The organism is Ochrobactrum sp. P6BSIII (assembly GCF_014138065.1).
In the GTDB taxonomy this organism is placed as follows: domain Bacteria; phylum Pseudomonadota; class Alphaproteobacteria; order Rhizobiales; family Rhizobiaceae; genus Brucella.
In genome coordinates this window covers 402,860-420,519 of the sequence record NZ_JACGXB010000003.1, presented here as the reverse complement: position 1 = coordinate 420,519, position 17,660 = coordinate 402,860, and the positions used below count along the sequence as shown (strand labels likewise).

Sequence of the window (17,660 nt, the reverse complement as noted above, 5' to 3'; positions counted from 1 at the left end):
CCGCTCTATCTGTTTGTTTTTACGCATTATCCTACGCAAAACCGCTACGCACTTTTGCTGGAAATGCTCTAGAACTTCGACAGATCCTGATGGCGAGCCTTGATCTCGCGCACGGTCTGCGAGCTGGAGCGCATCACGATGGTATGCGTCTGGATGTAATCGCGAGCAAACTTCACGCCGGAAAGCATGTTGCCGTCGGTCACGCCCGTGGCGGCAAAGAGCACGTCGCCCTTGGCCATTTCTTCCATCGTGTAGACCTTCTTCGGGTCCGTAATGCCCATCTTGAGAGCGCGGGCGATCTTCTCGTCCGTGTTCAGCTGGAGACGCCCCTGCATCTGACCACCGATGCAGCGCAGAGCTGCTGCAGCCAGAACACCTTCCGGTGCGCCGCCGATGCCGATGTAGATGTCGATGCCGGTTTCATCCGGATTGGTCGTGTGCATCACGCCTGCAACGTCGCCGTCGCCGATCAGGCGAATTGCAGCGCCGGTTGCGCGCACTTCTTCGATCAGACGTGCGTGACGCGGACGGTCCATGATGCAAGCCGTGATTTCGTTCGGCTTCACACCCTTCGCCTTGGCGATGGAGTTGATGTTTTCCGTCGGGCTGGCGTCGAGATCGACAACGCCCTTCGGGTAACCCGGGCCAACGGCGATCTTTTCCATATAGACGTCAGGCGCGTAAAGCAGGTTGCCCTTCTCGGCGATGGCGATGACGGCCAGCGAGTTCGGCAGGTTCTTTGCGCAGATCGTCGTGCCTTCCAGCGGGTCGAGTGCGATATCGACGTCCGGTCCCTGCTTGGTGCCGACTTCTTCACCGATGTAGAGCATCGGCGCTTCATCGCGTTCGCCTTCGCCGATCACAACCGTGCCAGCAATCGGCAGACGGTTCAGTTCCTGACGCATGGCGTCAACGGCGGCCTGATCGGCAGCCATTTCATCGCCGCGTCCCCGCAGCCGCGCTGCTGCCACTGCTGCGCGTTCGGCTACACGGACCAGTTCCAGTGTGAGAATGCGATCCAGTCCGTGGGGGTGCTGCTCTGCGGTTTTGGCCATTTGAACAAAGTCCTGAATTCGAATTGCGTTGATGCGCCGCAAAGGGCGCCATGCCGCGTTTATAGCGGCATTATGCGAACCTTTTGTCAAAGTCCCCGGCACCCTGCAAGAGCCCGAAAGCTAAAAACTATGTGCGCTCAAATGCTTAATCGATTTAAGAACTACACGCTTCGTTTCATGCCATGGCCGGACGTGAACTGGCATGCCCGACATCATGGTGCAACCTGCCCCGGAATAACCACGACAGGTTGCGGAAAGCGACTCGCGATTCAGCCGGCGCGCTCAATGCGGATCATCTGCGGCTTATCCACCAGATGGTCGTCCTTGAGGATAGCTTCCAGCGCCTTCTTGACGGCTGCTTCCGTTGTCTCATGCGTGACGAGGATGACAGTCTTGATGCCTTCCTGCTGCGTGTCGCCCATAGGCGGGCGCTGCACGATCGACTCAAGCGAGATGTCGTTCTCGGCCATGCGCTTGGCGATACCGGCGAAAGCGCCGATGCGGTCGAGAACCGTCAGACGAATGAAATAACCGCCTGCATGCTTACGCATCTTGGCGCGCTTATAAGGCTGGAGCGCCTTAGCAGGCGTGCCGAATACCGGGCCATGCTGGAAGCCCGGACGGCTCTTGGCAATATCGGCAATATCGCCGATGACGGCAGATGCCGTCGCATTGCCGCCAGCGCCCGGTCCCGACAGCAGCAGTTCGCCCAGCAGATCGGTCTCGATGGCTACGGCGTTTGTGACGCCGTGCACCTGCGCAATGACCGATGAGGTTGGAACCATGGTCGGATGCACGCGCTGTTCAATACCCGTATCGGTCTTCTGCGCAACGCCCAGAAGCTTGATGCGGTAGCCCAGTTCATCGGCGGCGCGAATATCGGCCAAAGAAATATTGCTGATGCCTTCCAGATAGATATCGTCGGCAGCAATCTGCGTGCCGAAGGCAAGGCTGGTCAGCAGCGCAAGCTTGTGCGCAGTATCGTTGCCTTCAATATCGAAAGTCGGATCGGCTTCGGCATAACCAAGACGCTGCGCATCCTTGAGGCATGCCTCGAACGAAATGCCCTCTTCCCACATCCGGGTCAGGATGTAGTTGCAGGTGCCGTTCATGATGCCATAGACGCGCGAAACCGTATTGCCGGTCAGCGACTCGCGCATCGCCTTGATGACCGGAATGCCACCGGCAACCGCCGCTTCGAAGTTGAGCAGAACGCCCTTGTCTTCGGCGATCTTTGCCAAGGCGACGCCGTGGCGCGCAAGAAGCGCCTTGTTGGCGGTCACGACATGACGACCGGCACGCAAAGCCGCCTCTACGGAAGCTTTGGCAGGACCATCATCACCGCCGATAAGCTCGACATAAACGTCGATATCAGCCGACTTCGCCAGCTCGACCGGATCATCGAACCAGTCGATGCCATTGAGGTCAACGCCACGGTCGCGCGAGCGATCACGGGCGCTGACGGCGGTAATAGTCACCGGTTTACCGCATTGGCGCGTGAGCATTTCGGACTTGTCACGCAGGATACGCAACACTGAAGCGCCAACGGTGCCAAGGCCCGCAACGCCGATCCGCAATGCATCACTCATTATATCGACCTTCTGACTCTGATTGTCTGGATGTAGTGGATTTTCGGTAGGTGGGAGTTCTGGCCGCACGCTTGGCACGGCCAGAAAGGAAAAACCTGGAATGGCGCTTAGCGGCGGCCTTCCAGCGGGATCACATTGTGCAAGTTCTCATCCTTGGTGGAGAGGAAACGCTTGATGTTGCGTGCGGCCTGACGAATGCGATGTTCGTTTTCGACCAGAGCGATACGCACATACTCATCGCCATGTTCACCAAAGCCAATGCCCGGAGCAACGGCCACATCGGCCATTTCCACCAGAAGCTTGGAGAATTCCAGCGAGCCCATGGGGCGGAAGCGTTCCGGAATCGGAACCCAGGCAAACATCGTTGCTGCCGGCGGCGGAACATCCCAGCCTGCACGGCCGAAGCTTTCGACCAGCACGTCGCGGCGCTGCTTGTACACATCGCGGACATAAGCAATGTCGGAACCGTCGCCGTTGAGCGCTGCCGTTGCCGCCACCTGGATCGGCGTGAATGCGCCGTAGTCGAGGTAGGACTTAACCCGCGTCAGAGCTGCAATCAGGCGTTCATTGCCAACCGCAAAGCCCATGCGCCAGCCGGGCATGGAGAACGTCTTGGACATGGAGGTGAACTCGACGGCCACATCCATTGCGCCCGGGACTTCCAGCACGGACGGCGGCGGGTTGCCGTCGAAATAGATTTCCGAATAGGCCAGATCCGACAGGATGACGATGTCATGCTTGCGCGCAAAGGCCACGACGTCCTTATAGAAGTCGAGCGTTGCGACATAAGCCGTCGGATTGGACGGGAAGTTGAGGATCAGCGCAATCGGCTTCGGGATCGAGTGCTTTACGCCGCGTTCCAGAGCCGGAATGAAGCTGTCATCCGGCTTGGCCTGAATCGAACGGATGACACCGCCCGACATGATGAAGCCGAACGAATGGATCGGATAGGTCGGGTCCGGGCAAAGCACCACGTCGCCCGGCGCCGTGATGGCCTGCGCCATATTGGCGAAGCCTTCCTTGGAACCAAGCGTGGCCACGACCTGCGTGTCCGGGTTGAGCTTCACGCCAAAACGGCGTGCATAATACTGAGCCTGCGCACGGCGCAGCCCCGGAATGCCTTTCGACGAGGAATAACGATGCGCGCGCGGGTCCTGAACGGCCTCGCACAGCTTGTCGACGATATTCTGTGGCGTCGGCAGATCGGGATTGCCCATACCAAGATCGATAATGTCGGCCCCGCCCGCTCGCGCCGATGCCTTCAGGCGATTGACCTGTTCAAAGACATAAGGGGGCAAGCGACGGACTTTATGGAATTCTTCCGACATGATCCTGTTCCAAAAGGAGAGTTAACAATGGGACGCGTCATTGCGCCGTAGGAGGAGCTATACACCTGATATCGAATCGGGTCGAGACTTCTTGCCGCGCCGTTTGAGACGTGGCCTTCCGTGTCTGTGAAGGGCTTATTCTTCGCCGGATTCGATCTGCTTCAGGGTAGCATCCGATTCATCCTGCGCCTGCTTGCGCAAGGCCGCAGCCTGTGCGGGGGTAAAGCCGCCGCCAGTGGTTTTCGACGCCGCGAGACGCGTGCGATCGGAATCGAGTTTCGCAGTCATCTGCTGCTTTTCTTCCGGCGTGATCTGGTCGGTCGCAGCCTTCGGCATATGGCCGAATGTCGGGTAGACGCCGGTGCGCAATGCGCCTTCCTGCGGGACACCCTGAAATTCCTTGCCACCGGCACAGGCAGTGAGCATCGCTGCGGCTGTTACTGCCAGCATGAGATGGGCGATCTGCCGCGTGCTCTTGGTCATATGTCTGATCCCGGTTTTGCCGTTGAGGCTGCCGCATAAGTCGCGACAGAATATACTTCCGAAGGGATAGCACCAAGTCGATGCACCATGTCAACAAGCGATTGGTCCAATTCCGACATTTGACTTGCCGACACCGCTTATTTCGGCTTGGCAGCGCCGCACCCTTCGAAAGATTACACAAAGTAATATTTCGTTACTAAAGGATTAATCCTCAATCTTCTGGAATAATGCGGGGTGCCTGTCGTACAAAATGCACTTCGATAGTTGCCTTCACAGCATAAAAAACTTAAAAATTGGCAACAATTGTAGATCGGGTGATTTGCACAATGCTAAAATTGGTTTGCCGCAAAACTGCAGAGGCCACTTCAACGCATTGATATAATGGAGTTTGTTTCCCAAGGCTTATGCAAGGCTTTTATTAGGGGACTGCGGGAGAAATCACATTCTGTGATTGGTTCAACCCGCACGGGAGAGCCGATCTCCCGAAACCAGGTGGGCTCGGACTTGTCCGGTTCGCCAAGCTGGTCAGGGAAATCGAGCTGGAGCGGACTATTGAAATTTGTACCTTCTGCGCACCGGACAACCGGCCGACGACTTTCAGGCAGCGTAGCACTGCTCGCGCTTCTATTGTCGTCCTGCACGTCTACGGGGACCGGTCCTGACGGCAAGCCGCTGCAAATGACAGCCAATACCAATGGCTCGATGCTGACAGAAACGCTGCAAAGCGCAGCCGATCAGACTGTCGCCGCCGAATCTGGCGCTGAAGCCAAGACCCCAGAGACAAAGACCGAAGAAAAACCCGGCGATGCAAAGCAGGTCGCAGCTGCTACAACGGCACAGCACCCTGCAACCGCTACCGCGCCTGCCAAAGAGAATGCGAAAAATGCCGCCGTAACCGCGACTGCGGAAAATACGGCAAGCGAAACGCACCCCACACAAGTGGCGGCAGCTGCGCCGGAAAAGAAGAGCAATTCGCTCTTCGGCTTGTTCGGTGGAAAAGACACCAGCGAATCGAAACCTGCCGAAGCGACAGAGCCAGCGGCGACAACGGCAACGGCCACCGCCGAAAAGCCGAAGGGCGAAAACGCCGAAGCAAAGCATCAAGAAGCCGAAACGGAATCGGCAGCCGCTGCAGACACGAAGGCGCAGCCACAGGAAGCCGCCAAACCAGCCCAACCGGAAAAGCCGGTGCAGGTTGCTTCGCTTTTCGGCACGCCGAAGAATGCCAATGCTTACGCCACACCGCAGCGCCCCACTGCCTCCCAGGGCAGCATCTCGCGGCTCTTCTCCGACGAATCGGCAGGCTCGCGCGCTGACCGCACGGAAAACAAGAAGCTGGCGATGGCGAAGCCTGTCTCACCTGCTGCAAAGCACGATTACAATTACACATTGCCGGGCGTGCGCGCGAATGGCGGCATCGAGATCAAGCATCGCAACAGCCTTTATGACGACACCGACATCGACGCGAACGAATATGACGATTCGCCCAATGTCACGCTTGCTTCGGCACCCGGCCTCGCCCGCCTCGCGCCGAACGGCCTGAAGGTGCAGCGCCAGACCGTCGATGTGGCCTGCCTCAAGCCGCAGCTCGTTTCCATGCTGAAGACCATGGAGCGGCATTTCCGCCGCCCGGTCATGGTGACGTCCGGCTATCGCAGCCCGTCTTATAATCGCAAGGTCAATGGCGCGCGCAAATCGCTGCATATGATCTGCGCCGCAGCCGATATTCAGATTGATGGCGTTTCCAAGTGGGAAATGGCCCGCTACGCCCGTTCCATGCCGGGACGTGGTGGCGTCGGCACTTATTGCCATACGACATCGATCCATGTGGATATCGGGCCGGAGCGCGACTGGAACTGGAAATGCAAGGGCTGATCTGAAGATCAGCAGCACGATTCTCAGCAATAATCAGGCTGGCCCCGTTGGAGCCAGCCTTTCTTTTTGCCATCTATTTCAAGGCCATAGCCAACAAATCCACAGGCATCACCCCGTTAAATGGACGCTTCTGCGACTTTTTTCAGAAAACTGATTTTAAGGGCTTGCGAGTCAGTACCTTCCTGAATATAAGCCCACTCACACCAGCAACAGGCGCCCATCGTCTAGCGGTTAGGACAGCGCCCTTTCACGGCGCAGACAGGGGTTCGATTCCCCTTGGGCGTACCACTTGCTGGTTTTTCTTTTCCCAGACATATCAAGCCATTAGCTCTTAGAGCGCGTGATTTCGCGCGTCGTTTTGCGCCATCTGAATTTATTTCACAGATGCTGAAAAAGGGGCTTGCATGTCTGAATTTTCCTGACTATAAGCGCCCCACACCAGCAGGCGCCCATCGTCTAGCGGTTAGGACAGCGCCCTTTCACGGCGCAGACAGGGGTTCGATTCCCCTTGGGCGTACCACTTGCTGGTTTTTCTTTTCCCAAAAAATTGATGGAAACAATACTGGTCGTTCTGCCGGTATATTGCTACGCGCATCTGCACCCATTTCGCAATTAAAGGGAAATACTGCTCATGTCGCAAGCTACAGCCATCGTTCCCACCGCCCATGCCAGCCGCTACCTCCAGCAGCTCTGCAAACACTGGGCGCATAAATTTGCCGTCGAATTCACACCTGAACACGGCCAGATCGATCTCGGCGAAGACCGTCTGGTGATTCTGGATGGCGATTCGGAAAAACTCACCGTGACGGTGAAAACCGCAGCCGAAAATCTCGACCGCTTGCAGGATGTGGTTGTGAATCACATCGTCCGCTTCGCCTTCCGCGAGGAGCTGGTGTTCAACTGGGAGCAGACGCAGGTCTAAACACCGTCGTTTACCTTATCTGCAAATTGCCCGCAAAATGCCCGGAATAGCCATCATCGCATCACATTCCGGGCTCATTCCCCCGCGACATTCCTCACAACTTCAAACGACCGATTTGATGGGGAAAGATATGATGACCAGCGAAACCCGAACCACTCTCACCTTTCTCGGTGCAGGCTTTGTCGCCGCAGCGATGGCGCTTGGTGCGGATCTGAGCTGGGCAGACGTCATCAAGGCGCTTTTCTAGAATCAGCATCATGATCGCCCGATAGTGCTTTTGACTTTTTGTGGCTTTAGGCGGACAAACATCTCGCCATCCCGTCCAAACTGTTCAGAAGCTTTATGTTATTCCAAACACCCCTCGTCTCCGGCAGGCTTGAACGCCGCTATAAGAGATTTCTCGCAGACGTAACGCTCGATGATGGCCGCTTCATTACGGCCGCGGTGCCCAATACCGGCTCGATGCTGGGCCTCACGACGCCCGGTTCCCGCGCATGGCTTAGCGTTTCCGATGCACCTCACCGCAAATATGCGCACACATTGCAGATCGTTGAGGCTGACGGCACGCTGGTCGGCGTCAATACCGGCCTGCCGAACAAGATTGCCGAGGAAGCAATTGTGTCCGGTCTCATTCCGAGCCTCAGCGGTTATGCCAGTCTCAAGCGCGAACAGAAATACGGGCAGAATTCCCGCGTCGACATTCTGCTCGACGAAGGCGCCCTGCCCCGCGCCTATGTGGAAGTGAAAAATGTGCACTTCATCCGCACACCCGGCCTGGCTGAATTTCCCGATACGGTGACCGCACGCGGGACAAAACATCTCAATGAGCTGACCGACAGTGTTGCCGCTGGTCATCGTGGTGTGATGTTGTTTATTATCCAGCGAAGTGATTGCAGCAAATTCAGCATTTCCGGCGATCTCGACCCTGTCTATGCACGCGCTTTTGAGCGCGCTGTTGCATCCGGGGTTGAGGCATGGGCCGTTCGATGCCACATAACGGATAAAAGCATTGTCGCCACCGAGCTGGTGCCAATTGAATAGACAAAGACGGATCGAGTGATGGTTACTTATATCGAAGCGACAAGCGCCCCCATGAAATATACCGGCCAGATCAGACTCTATGGCCCGGATGCCTTCGAGGCGATGCGTAAGGTCTGCAATCTGACCGCACGCTGCCTGGACGCGCTGAACGACATCGTGAAGCCCGGCGTGACCACGAACGAGATCGACCGCTTCGTCTTCGAATTCGGCATGGATCATGGCGCCTTTCCGGCAACCCTCAACTATCGCGGTTATACCAAGTCGACCTGCACATCGATCAACCATGTTGTCTGCCACGGCATTCCAAACGACAAGCCGCTGCGCGAAGGCGATATCGTCAATATCGACGTGACCTATTTGCTCGACGGCTGGCATGGTGATTCCAGCCGCATGTATGCTGTGGGCGAGATCAAGCGCGCAGCCGAACGCCTGCTCGAAGTGACCTATGAAAGCCTGCTGCGCGGTATTGCCGTCGTCAAGCCGGGCGTAAAGACGGGCGCTATCGGCGCGGCAATCCAGACCTTCGCCGAAGGTGAGCGCTGCTCCGTGGTGCGCGATTTCTGCGGCCATGGCGTCGGCCAGCTTTTCCATGATGCGCCGAATATTCTCCATTACGGCACACCAAACGAAGGCGTGGAAATCAAGGAAGGCATGATCTTCACGATCGAGCCGATGATCAATCTCGGCAAGCCGCATGTGAAAGTGCTGGCCGATGGCTGGACTGCCGTGACGCGCGATCGCTCCTTGACTGCCCAATATGAACATACCGTCGGCGTGACCAAGGACGGCTGCGAAATATTCACACTGTCTCCGGCCAATGTGTTTGGCCCGGCATCGATGCGGTAGTACTGAAAATATAGTCTCATCTGTTTTTGCGGGGGTTTAAACAGAATGACCAAGAAAAACGGCAAACCGGGGAGCTATGACATCCCCGGTTTTAGCGACACACTTCAGTTGTCGCCGAAGATCGCCAAGCAGCCACACCATGTCGGCCACCGGGATCGTCTGAAGCAACGTTTCCAGACTGCGCCCGATGCGCTGGCCGATTATGAGTTGCTTGAACTGCTGCTCTTTCGCGTGATCCCACGTGCAGATACCAAACCTGTCGCAAAAGCGCTGCTGGCCCGCTTCGGCACGCTTGCCGAAGTGCTGGGTGCCTCCGAATTACTGATCGCCGAAGTGCCCGGCGCGGGTCCCTCTGTGGCACGTGACCTCAAGATCATCGAAGCCGTTCACAAACGCAGTGCGCGCAGCAAGGTTATGAAGCGCGAAGTTTTCAGCATCTGGGAAAAGGTGATGGATTACTGCATGGCGGCCATGGCCCATGAGACGCGTGAGCAGTTCCGCATTCTGTTTCTCGACAGGAAAAACCGACTCATTGCCGACGAGGTCCAGCAAAAAGGCACGATCGACCATACGCCGGTCTATGTAAGAGAGGTGTTTCACCGCGCGATGGAGCTTGCTGCGGCGGGAATTATTCTCGTGCACAATCACCCTTCAGGCGATCCGTCGCCGTCTCGACCCGACATCGACATGACGCACGCGCTGATAGCGGCCGCCAAGCCTTTGAAAATCATCGTGCATGACCACATCATCGTCGGCAAACAAAAATGCATCAGCTTCCGTAAAATGAACTTGATGTAGCGCTCGCCTGAAACGGGCCAGCCGCAGATCGTTACCACTTGTTAAGCATAGCGCGAAGAATGGCTGTGCGACGGGTGGAATTCGCTCGAATTTTCTTAAATTTAGTCACAATCACCCAACAGAAGACCACCGTCACACGGGAACCAACCGAAGGCGGCAGTCACCGTCTTTTGTCGAACAGATCTTGCATATTTTCCATCAGCGTTCCGGATGGAAAAACGGAGTACAAAATGTTGAAGCGTACCTTTACCGCAGTGGCGCTCAGCGCCGGCATCTTCGCCATCGCAGCCCCGGCATTCGCCGCCGATATGATGGGCTCGAACGACTATTCCTACAACGAACCGGTTGCCACAGGCCCGCACGACTGGTCCGGCAATTATGTCGGCGCACAGGTCGGTGCATCTTCGTCGAAGATCCCAGGCCCGTTCACGAACCGCGCTGGCGTGCTCGGTGGCGTTGTAGCCGGTAAAAACATCCAGAGCGGCAATTTTGTTGTTGGCGGTGAAGTCGAAGCCAATTTCGCAGAAGCCGAGCACCGTATCGGCCATGGCGGCAGCCTCCAGCAGTCCTGGAATACCAATGCCAAGATCAAGGCCGGTTACGCCTTCGACAAGACGCTTGTTTACGGCACAGCCGGTTACGGTGTGACCCGCTTCAAGGCGAAGGACAACACCACGTCTGGCCCGGGTTGGGAAGGCGGCGCGCTGGTTGGCGCGGGCGTCGAACAGGCCCTGACCGGCCCGCTGTCCGTAAAGGCTGAATATGACTTCCAGCGCTTTGGTGATGTGAAGTCTGAAGTCAATGGCGTTTCGCAACGCAATAACCTCAAGAACCACGCCATCAAGGCCGGTCTGAACTATCGCTTCTAAGCGTAGCGGGCCTTATACCGTTTTTGCATAAGGCAATTCCATTTTTGCACAAGGGCTGCGGTTCAACCGTAGCCCTTTCTTTTTGCACCAGTTTCTTTGCTTTCAGACAGGTTTGAGCGCACCCTCATCTATTGACTCCCACTACGTCTCCTATCTTATAGGGAAGTACGATTGGGGATTAGGCGCGTGGCATTTTTGTTTAAATTTTATGCAATAAGGCCGATACAAATTCTTCCCGTCACATGAATTTATTTTATAGAGTGCTAAAGCAAAGCTTTGTCACTCAGCCAGGAAGAAAGCATGCAGCGCGTTTTCGATGGGCATAATGATGTCCTTCTGAGGCTCTGGGAGAATTCCAGAAACGGCGACGATCCCATTCGGGAATTCATCGACGGAACGCCAACCGGCCATATCGATGCGCCGCGCTCCCGCAAAGGCGGTCTCGCCGGTGGTATTTGCGCCATTTACGTGCCATCCGGTCACCATATCGAGCTTGGCAAGCCGGACGCCAACGGCCACTACGACACGCCGCTTTCGCCGCCGCTTCAGCGTAGTCCTTCCCTCGACATCGCCGTGGAAATTGCAGCCATCGCGCTCCGCCTTGAAGAGGCTGGCGCGTGGAAGCTGTGCCGTAATGGCCGCGAACTCGATGCAGCGCTGAACAGCGACACCTTTGCCGCAGTCCTTCACATGGAAGGCTGCGAGGCAATCGACGCCGACCTCGACGCACTGGAGCTTTTCTACGCCGTTGGCTTGCGTTCTCTCGGCCCTGTGTGGAGCCGCAACAATATTTTCGGTCACGGCGTCCCCTTCTCATATCCGATGAGCCCCGACACTGGCCCTGGCCTTACCGAAGCGGGCAAGCGTCTCGTCAAGGCGTGCAATCGCAAGGGCATTCTGATCGATCTCGCTCACATCACCCAGAAGGGCTTCTGGGACGTTGCTGGCCTCAGCGACCAGCCTCTGATCGCCAGCCACTCCAATGCCCATACCTTGACGCCCGTCGCCCGCAATCTGACGGACAAGCAGATGGACGCTATCCGCGAGAGCAAGGGCCTCGCAGGCTTGAACTACGCGACCACCATGCTGCGCGCCGATGGCAAGGAAGATGCCAACACGCCAATGTCCGATATGGTGCGCCATATCGATTACATGGTCGAGCGCATGGGGATCGACTGCGTGGCGCTCGGCTCTGACTATGACGGCGCGACCATTCCAGCAGAAATTTCCGATGCCGCCGGAACCCAGAACCTCGTCACGGCCTTGCAGAAGGCCGGATACAACGACGAGGAACTGGCAAAGCTTTGCCGGGGCAACTGGATCAGAGTCCTGAAGCAGGCATGGCACGAAGCCTGAGACACAAATACAATCCAACAAAATCCCAACAAAAATACAGGAAGGGAACACATAACATGATGCATTTTGGACGTTTTCGTATTTTGGCCGCCGGCGCAGCGCTTGCCGCCGTTTTGGCTGCGAACCCAGCCCTGTCGGCAACGCCTGCCGACACGCTCGTCCAGGCATGGGCGATCGATGACACCATCACGCTCGACCCGGCAGAATCCTTCGAACTCAGCCCGGCTGAATTCATCGGTAACTCTTATGACATGCTCGTTCGCCTCGACATCAATGACACGTCGAAAGTCGTGCCGGGCGTGGCTGAAAGCTGGACCGTTTCGGACGACGGCCTCACCTACACGTTCAAGCTGAAGAAGGACATCAAGTTCGCTTCGGGCAACCCGATCACCTCCGCTGACGTCGCCTATTCGTTTGAGCGCGCTGTGCGCCTCGACAAGAGCCCGGCCTTCATCCTGACCCAGTTTGGCCTGACGAAAGACAACGTCAACGAAAAGGCAAAAGCGGTAGACGACAATACTTTCGTCTTCACCGTCGACAAGCCATACGCACCGAGCTTCGTGCTGAACTGCCTGACCGCTACCGTCGCCGCAGTGGTCGACAAGAAGCTTCTCGAAGAACATGCCGTAAAGGTCACGCCGACCGACGATTACAAATACGAAACCGACTATGCCAACGCTTGGCTGAAAACCAAGTCGGCAGGCTCCGGCCCGTTCTCGATCCGCGAATGGCGCGCCAACGAAGTCGTTATTCTGGAACGCAACGACAATTATTATGGCGAAAAAGCCAAGCTGAAGCGCGTGTTCTATCGTCACGTCAAGGAAAGTGCGACACAGCGCCTGATGCTTGAATCTGGTGATGTCGACGTTGCGCGCAATCTGGAACCGGGCGACTACGAAGCCGTTCAGAAGAATGACAAGCTGACCACGACCAGCGCGCCCAAGGGCACGGTCTATTACATCAGCCTTAACCAGAAGAACGCGAATCTGGCCAAGCCGGAAGTTCGTGAAGCGTTCAAATATCTGGTTGATTACGACGCAATCGGTTCGACCCTCATCAAGGGCATCGGCGAAATCCGCCAGACCTATCAGGCCAAGGGCGTTCTTGGCGCTCTCGACGCTTCGCCATACAAATACGACGTTGCAAAGGCGAAGGAACTTCTCGCCAAGGCAGGTCTGAAAGACGGTCTTTCCGTGACCTTCGACGTGCGCAACACGCAGCCAGTAACCGGCATTGCCGAATCCTTCCAGCAGAGCGCTGCTCAGGCTGGCGTGAAGATCGAGATCATCCCCGGCGACGGCAAGCAGACGCTGACCAAGTATCGTGCGCGTAACCACGACATGTATATCGGCCAGTGGGGCATGGACTATTGGGATCCGAATTCCAACGCTGAAGCCTTCACCAGCAATCCCGACAACAAGGACGATGCATCCAACAAGACGCTTGCATGGCGCAACGCCTGGGACATTCCTGAACTGACCAAGCAGACGCAGGCTGCTCTTCTGGAACGCGATAACGACAAGCGCGCCGAGGTCTACAAGAAGCTTCAGCAGGAAGCGCTCGATCAGAGCCCGTTCGTCATGCTGTTCCAGCAGATCGAAACTGCGGGTATCGCCGGCAATGTGAAGGGCTACAAGCTCGGCCCGACATTCGACTCCAATCCACTGGTGAACATCACCAAGGAATAATCGGCCGTGCCTTGGCGCATGAATGTGCCTAAGTGGCTTTAAAACAAGGAGATGGAGCGGTTTTCTGAATCAAAAAGGAAAGCCGCTCCAGAGCTTTTCAAGCAAAGATGACTGAGGCCTCAGACCGAAACTGTTCTGACGCTCTCATTATCGGAAGCGGTCAAAACATTGAGTAATACTGAAACCAAGAAAAAGGTAAGGCGAGCGCCGCGGCGTTCATCGGCCCTTGCCGCGTCGATAGCCAGCTTTCTGGTCATCGTCGTCACGACCTATCTAGGCCTTCTGGCCGTAACGTTCTTTATCGGTCGTGTAGTGCCGATCGACCCTGTGCTTGCCATCGTCGGTGACCGCGCACCCGCGCATGTCGTCGCCCGCGTGCGCGAAGAGATGGGCTTCAACCTGCCCTATTACCAGCAGTTCTATCTTTACGTGAAGGGCGTGCTGCACGGCGATTTCGGCACTTCGGTGCTCACGACCAATCCGGTCATGACCGACATTCGCCGCGTCTTTCCCGCCACCATGGAACTGGCGACCATCGGCACGATCATCGGCGCCCTGTTCGGCATTCCGCTCGGCGTGCTTGCAGCCGTTAAACGTGGCAGCATCATCGACCAGATCGTGCGTGTGGTCGGCCTTGTCGGCTATTCTGTTCCGATCTTCTGGCTCGGCATGCTGGCGCTGTTGGTCTTCTACGCCCGTCTCGGCTGGACCTCTGGTCCCGGACGCATCGACATCACATTCGAATATACGTTTACCCCGATCACCGGGTTCTACCTGATCGACGCAATCCTCCAGCGCGACTGGCCAGCCCTCAAGGATATTGTTTCCCACCTAATCCTGCCATCGGCACTGCTTGGATATTTCTCGCTGGCCTATATCAGCCGCATGACGCGTTCCTTCATGCTCAACGAGCTTGATCAGGAATATATCGTCGCGGCGCGCGCCAAGGGCATTTCGGAAACCCGCATCATCTGGGGTCACGCGCTGCGCAACGCCGCTGTCCCACTCGTAACCGTGATTGCCCTTTCCTATGCCGGACTTCTGGAAGGCTCGGTTCTAACCGAAACCATCTTCTCGTGGCCTGGTCTCGGACTCTACATCACGAATTCACTACAAAACGCTGATATGAACGCCGTCCTCGGTGGCACCATCGTTATCGGGTCGGTCTTTATCGCGCTCAACCTCGTGTCTGATCTTCTCTATCGGCTTCTCGATCCAAGGACGCGCGCACGATGAGCCAAATGACAGATACTTCCAACCTCTCATGGCGCGAATGGCTGCTCACCGAGCGGCCGCAGTCGCGCACGCAGGCCCGCCTCGGTCGCGCCTATATGGTCTGGCGGCGGTTCACCGCCAACAAACTGGCTGTTCTTGGCCTATTGATCATCATCGGACTGCTGGTTGTTGCAGCTCTGGCCGATGTGTTGGCACCGCATTCGCCGGTTATCGGCGATCTGGCCAATGCACGCCTGCTGCCGCCCGGCTCGCCCGGCTATCTGCTTGGCACTGACGATCAGGGCCGTGATATTCTCTCGCGTCTGATCTATGGCTCCCGCCTCACGCTCTATGTCGTGCTGCTGGTTGCCATCATCGCAGCCCCGATCGGCCTTCTGGTCGGTACAGTAGCTGGCTATGCAGGCGGGTGGGTCGATGCCGTTTTGATGCGCATCACTGACATCTTCCTCGCTTTCCCGAAGCTCATTCTGGCGCTCGCCTTCGTGGCAGCTCTTGGACCGGGCATCGAGAACGCCATCATCGCCATCGCGATCACCTCTTGGCCGCCTTATGCGCGTATTGCGCGTGCCGAAACACTGACCGTGCGCAACTCCGACTATATTTCGGCAGTCCGCCTGATGGGCGCCTCGCCGATCCGTATCGTCGTGCGTCACATCATGCCGCTTTGCACCTCGTCGCTAATCGTCCGCGTAACGCTCGATATGGCGGGCATCATTCTGACGGCAGCGGGCCTTGGCTTCCTTGGCCTCGGCGCGCAGCCGCCTCTGCCGGAATGGGGTGCGATGATTGCATCGGGTCGTCGTTTTATTCTTGACCAATGGTGGGTTGCCGCCATGCCGGGTATTGCGATCCTGATCGTCAGCCTCGGCTTCAATCTTCTGGGCGATGGCCTGCGCGATGCGCTTGATCCGCGGGGTAACAACCAATGAAGCCACTTCTCACGGTTGAAGACCTGCGCGTCACCTTCCCTACCCGCACAGGCGCGATTGAAGCGGTGCGCGGTGTCAGCTTCGAGCTGGGCCGCGAACGCCTCGGCATCGTCGGCGAATCCGGTTCGGGCAAATCCCAGACCGGTCGCGCGATCATGGGGCTAACGCCGCTCCACGCGCAGATCACGGCCAAGACGCTTAACTTCGACGGCATTGATCTTCTCAACATTTCGGCCCGCGAACGTCGCGCTTTGCGTGGCGGTCGCATTGCCATGGTGTTGCAGGACCCGAAATATTCGCTCAATCCTGTGATGACCATCGGCAAGCAGATTGCCGAAACGCTGAAAGCGCATGGCAAATATAGCAGCGCGGAGATCCGCACGCGCTCGGCAGCCATGCTGGAAGCGGTGCAGATTCGCGATCCGGAACGTGTGATGAAACTCTATCCGCACGAGGTTTCGGGCGGTATGGGCCAGCGCGTGATGATCGCCATGATGCTGGTGGCGGAACCGGAACTGCTGATCGCCGACGAGCCGACCTCGGCGCTCGACGTGACGGTACAGCTCGAAGTGCTCGGCATTCTCGACAAGCTGGTGGCCGAACGCGGCATGGGGCTGATCTTCGTCAGCCATGACCTGCGCCTCGTTTCGTCCTTCTGCGACCGCGTCATCGTGATGTATGCGGGCCGTATCGTCGAAGAAATCGCGGCCAAGGATCTCGCCAATGCGAAACATCCCTATACGCAAGGATTGCTGAACTGCATGCCGAAAATCGGAGCCGACCGCCATCCTCTGCCAACCTTGCAGCGTGAGGAGGCTTGGAAGGCATGACGCAAGCTCAAGTTCAGGCACAAGCGCCCGCACTCAGCGTTGATGATGTTGACGTCTATTTCGACCATTTCCATGCGTTGAAATCCGTCACCATCAATGTGGCGCGCGGCGAATCCTACGGGCTCGTCGGTGAATCCGGTTCGGGCAAGTCCACGCTTCTGCGTGCAGTCGCAGGCCTTGCGCCGGTTGAAAACGGAGAAATCCGTATCGACGGCAAGCCCCTCAAAACGCCCCGTGACAAGGCTTTCTATCGCAATGTGCAGATGGTGTTTCAGGACCCCTACGGTTCCCTGCACCCGCGTCAGACTGTGGATCGGCTCCTGCTGGAGCCGCTCGCCATTCACGGCGTCAGCGATGCCGAACAGCGCATCGTGCGCGCACTGGATGAAGTGGGGCTCGGTTCAGGCTTCCGTTTCCGCTATCCGCACCAGCTGTCGGGCGGCCAGCGCCAGCGCATCGCCATTGCCCGCGCGCTGATTGTCGAACCGAGCATTCTGCTCCTCGACGAACCAACATCGGCGCTTGATGCATCGGTGCAGGCGGAAGTGCTCAACCTGCTGGAACAGGTTCGCCGCGACCGTAACCTGACTTTCGTCATGGTGAGCCACGATCTCGGTGTCGTCACCCATATGTGCGACCGCCTCGCGGTGATGCGCAATGGCGAAGTGGTCGAACAATTGCAGGCTGGCGATCTCGTCACCGGCAATATCCACGCCGACTATACAAAGAACCTGATGCGGGCGAGCGAGGGTTTCAGACGCTGAACATCCGCATGACGCAACTAAAAAGGGGACCTTTCGGTCCCCTTTTTTATA

16 protein-coding genes and 2 tRNA genes are annotated in these 17,660 nt (G+C 57.2%); 14 read left to right on the top strand and 4 right to left on the bottom strand.

Going from position 1 to position 17,660, the window contains the following annotated elements:
* Nucleotides 1-68 precede the first annotated feature (68 nt).
* The 4 genes from glpX to FHW00_RS06265 form a co-directional block, all read right to left on the bottom strand.
* A complete protein-coding gene (gene glpX / locus FHW00_RS06280) occupies nt 69-1,055 on the bottom strand; it encodes a class II fructose-bisphosphatase (protein WP_078339280.1) in 987 nt (328 codons plus the stop codon).
* Between the two features lie 269 nt (nt 1,056-1,324).
* Entirely contained in the window at nt 1,325-2,644 is a 1,320-nt protein-coding gene (locus tag FHW00_RS06275) for a homoserine dehydrogenase (RefSeq protein WP_078339281.1), read from the bottom strand.
* A 107-nt stretch (nt 2,645-2,751) separates the two neighbouring features.
* On the bottom strand, nt 2,752-3,972 hold the full coding sequence (locus FHW00_RS06270) for an LL-diaminopimelate aminotransferase (protein WP_078339282.1): 1,221 nt from the start codon (nt 3,970-3,972) through the stop codon (nt 2,752-2,754).
* A 135-nt stretch (nt 3,973-4,107) separates the two neighbouring features.
* Entirely contained in the window at nt 4,108-4,455 is a 348-nt protein-coding gene (locus tag FHW00_RS06265; RefSeq protein WP_078339283.1) for a hypothetical protein, read from the bottom strand.
* 552 nt (nt 4,456-5,007) lie between these two features.
* Between FHW00_RS06265 and FHW00_RS06260 the strand changes: the two genes are divergently transcribed.
* The 14 genes from FHW00_RS06260 to FHW00_RS06195 all read left to right on the top strand — a co-directional run bounded on the left by FHW00_RS06260 (nt 5,008) and on the right by FHW00_RS06195 (nt 17,609).
* Nucleotides 5,008-6,330 carry a YcbK family protein gene (locus FHW00_RS06260; RefSeq protein ID WP_078339284.1) on the top strand — a complete coding sequence of 441 codons (1,323 nt, stop codon included), beginning with the start codon at nt 5,008-5,010 and terminating at the stop codon, nt 6,328-6,330.
* Nucleotides 6,331-6,543: 213 nt separating this feature from the next.
* Nucleotides 6,544-6,618: transfer RNA gene (locus FHW00_RS06255), tRNA-Glu, on the top strand.
* A 157-nt stretch (nt 6,619-6,775) separates the two neighbouring features.
* Nucleotides 6,776-6,850, top strand: a tRNA-Glu gene (locus FHW00_RS06250).
* 111 nt (nt 6,851-6,961) lie between these two features.
* Nucleotides 6,962-7,252: a DUF2218 domain-containing protein gene (locus FHW00_RS06245; RefSeq protein WP_078339285.1), complete on the top strand. Its 291-nt coding sequence runs from the start codon at nt 6,962-6,964 to the stop codon at nt 7,250-7,252.
* A 342-nt stretch (nt 7,253-7,594) separates the two neighbouring features.
* Nucleotides 7,595-8,293, top strand: coding sequence for a DNA/RNA nuclease SfsA (gene sfsA, locus FHW00_RS06240; RefSeq protein ID WP_078339286.1), 699 nt, complete (start codon nt 7,595-7,597; stop codon nt 8,291-8,293).
* An 18-nt stretch (nt 8,294-8,311) separates the two neighbouring features.
* A complete protein-coding gene (gene map, locus FHW00_RS06235) occupies nt 8,312-9,139 on the top strand; it encodes a type I methionyl aminopeptidase (protein WP_078339287.1) in 828 nt (275 codons plus the stop codon).
* A 45-nt stretch (nt 9,140-9,184) separates the two neighbouring features.
* Entirely contained in the window at nt 9,185-9,937 is a 753-nt protein-coding gene (gene radC / locus FHW00_RS06230) for a RadC family protein (protein WP_078339288.1), read from the top strand.
* A gap of 230 nt (nt 9,938-10,167) precedes the next feature.
* Complete coding sequence (locus FHW00_RS06225) at nt 10,168-10,806, top strand: outer membrane protein (protein ID WP_078339289.1); 639 nt, start codon at nt 10,168-10,170, stop codon at nt 10,804-10,806.
* A 300-nt stretch (nt 10,807-11,106) separates the two neighbouring features.
* Nucleotides 11,107-12,162, top strand: a complete 1,056-nt coding sequence (locus tag FHW00_RS06220) for a dipeptidase (protein ID WP_078339290.1) — start codon at nt 11,107-11,109, stop codon at nt 12,160-12,162.
* A 56-nt stretch (nt 12,163-12,218) separates the two neighbouring features.
* Entirely contained in the window at nt 12,219-13,850 is a 1,632-nt protein-coding gene (locus FHW00_RS06215; protein ID WP_078339291.1) for an ABC transporter substrate-binding protein, read from the top strand.
* 168 nt (nt 13,851-14,018) lie between these two features.
* Complete coding sequence (locus tag FHW00_RS06210; RefSeq protein ID WP_078339292.1) at nt 14,019-15,086, top strand: ABC transporter permease; 1,068 nt, start codon at nt 14,019-14,021, stop codon at nt 15,084-15,086.
* Nucleotides 15,083-16,015 (top strand): ABC transporter permease, encoded by a 933-nt coding sequence (locus FHW00_RS06205; protein ID WP_078339293.1) that lies wholly within the window; start codon nt 15,083-15,085, stop codon nt 16,013-16,015. Before FHW00_RS06210 ends, FHW00_RS06205 begins: the two co-directional genes overlap by 4 nt.
* The gene (locus FHW00_RS06200; protein ID WP_078339294.1) at nt 16,012-16,845 is read left to right on the top strand and encodes an ABC transporter ATP-binding protein; all 834 of its coding nucleotides are present in this window, start codon (nt 16,012-16,014) and stop codon (nt 16,843-16,845) included. The genes FHW00_RS06205 and FHW00_RS06200 overlap by 4 nt, the downstream gene beginning before the upstream one ends.
* Nucleotides 16,842-17,609, top strand: coding sequence for an ABC transporter ATP-binding protein (locus FHW00_RS06195; RefSeq protein ID WP_078339419.1), 768 nt, complete (start codon nt 16,842-16,844; stop codon nt 17,607-17,609). The genes FHW00_RS06200 and FHW00_RS06195 overlap by 4 nt, the downstream gene beginning before the upstream one ends.
* Nucleotides 17,610-17,660 lie beyond the last annotated feature (51 nt).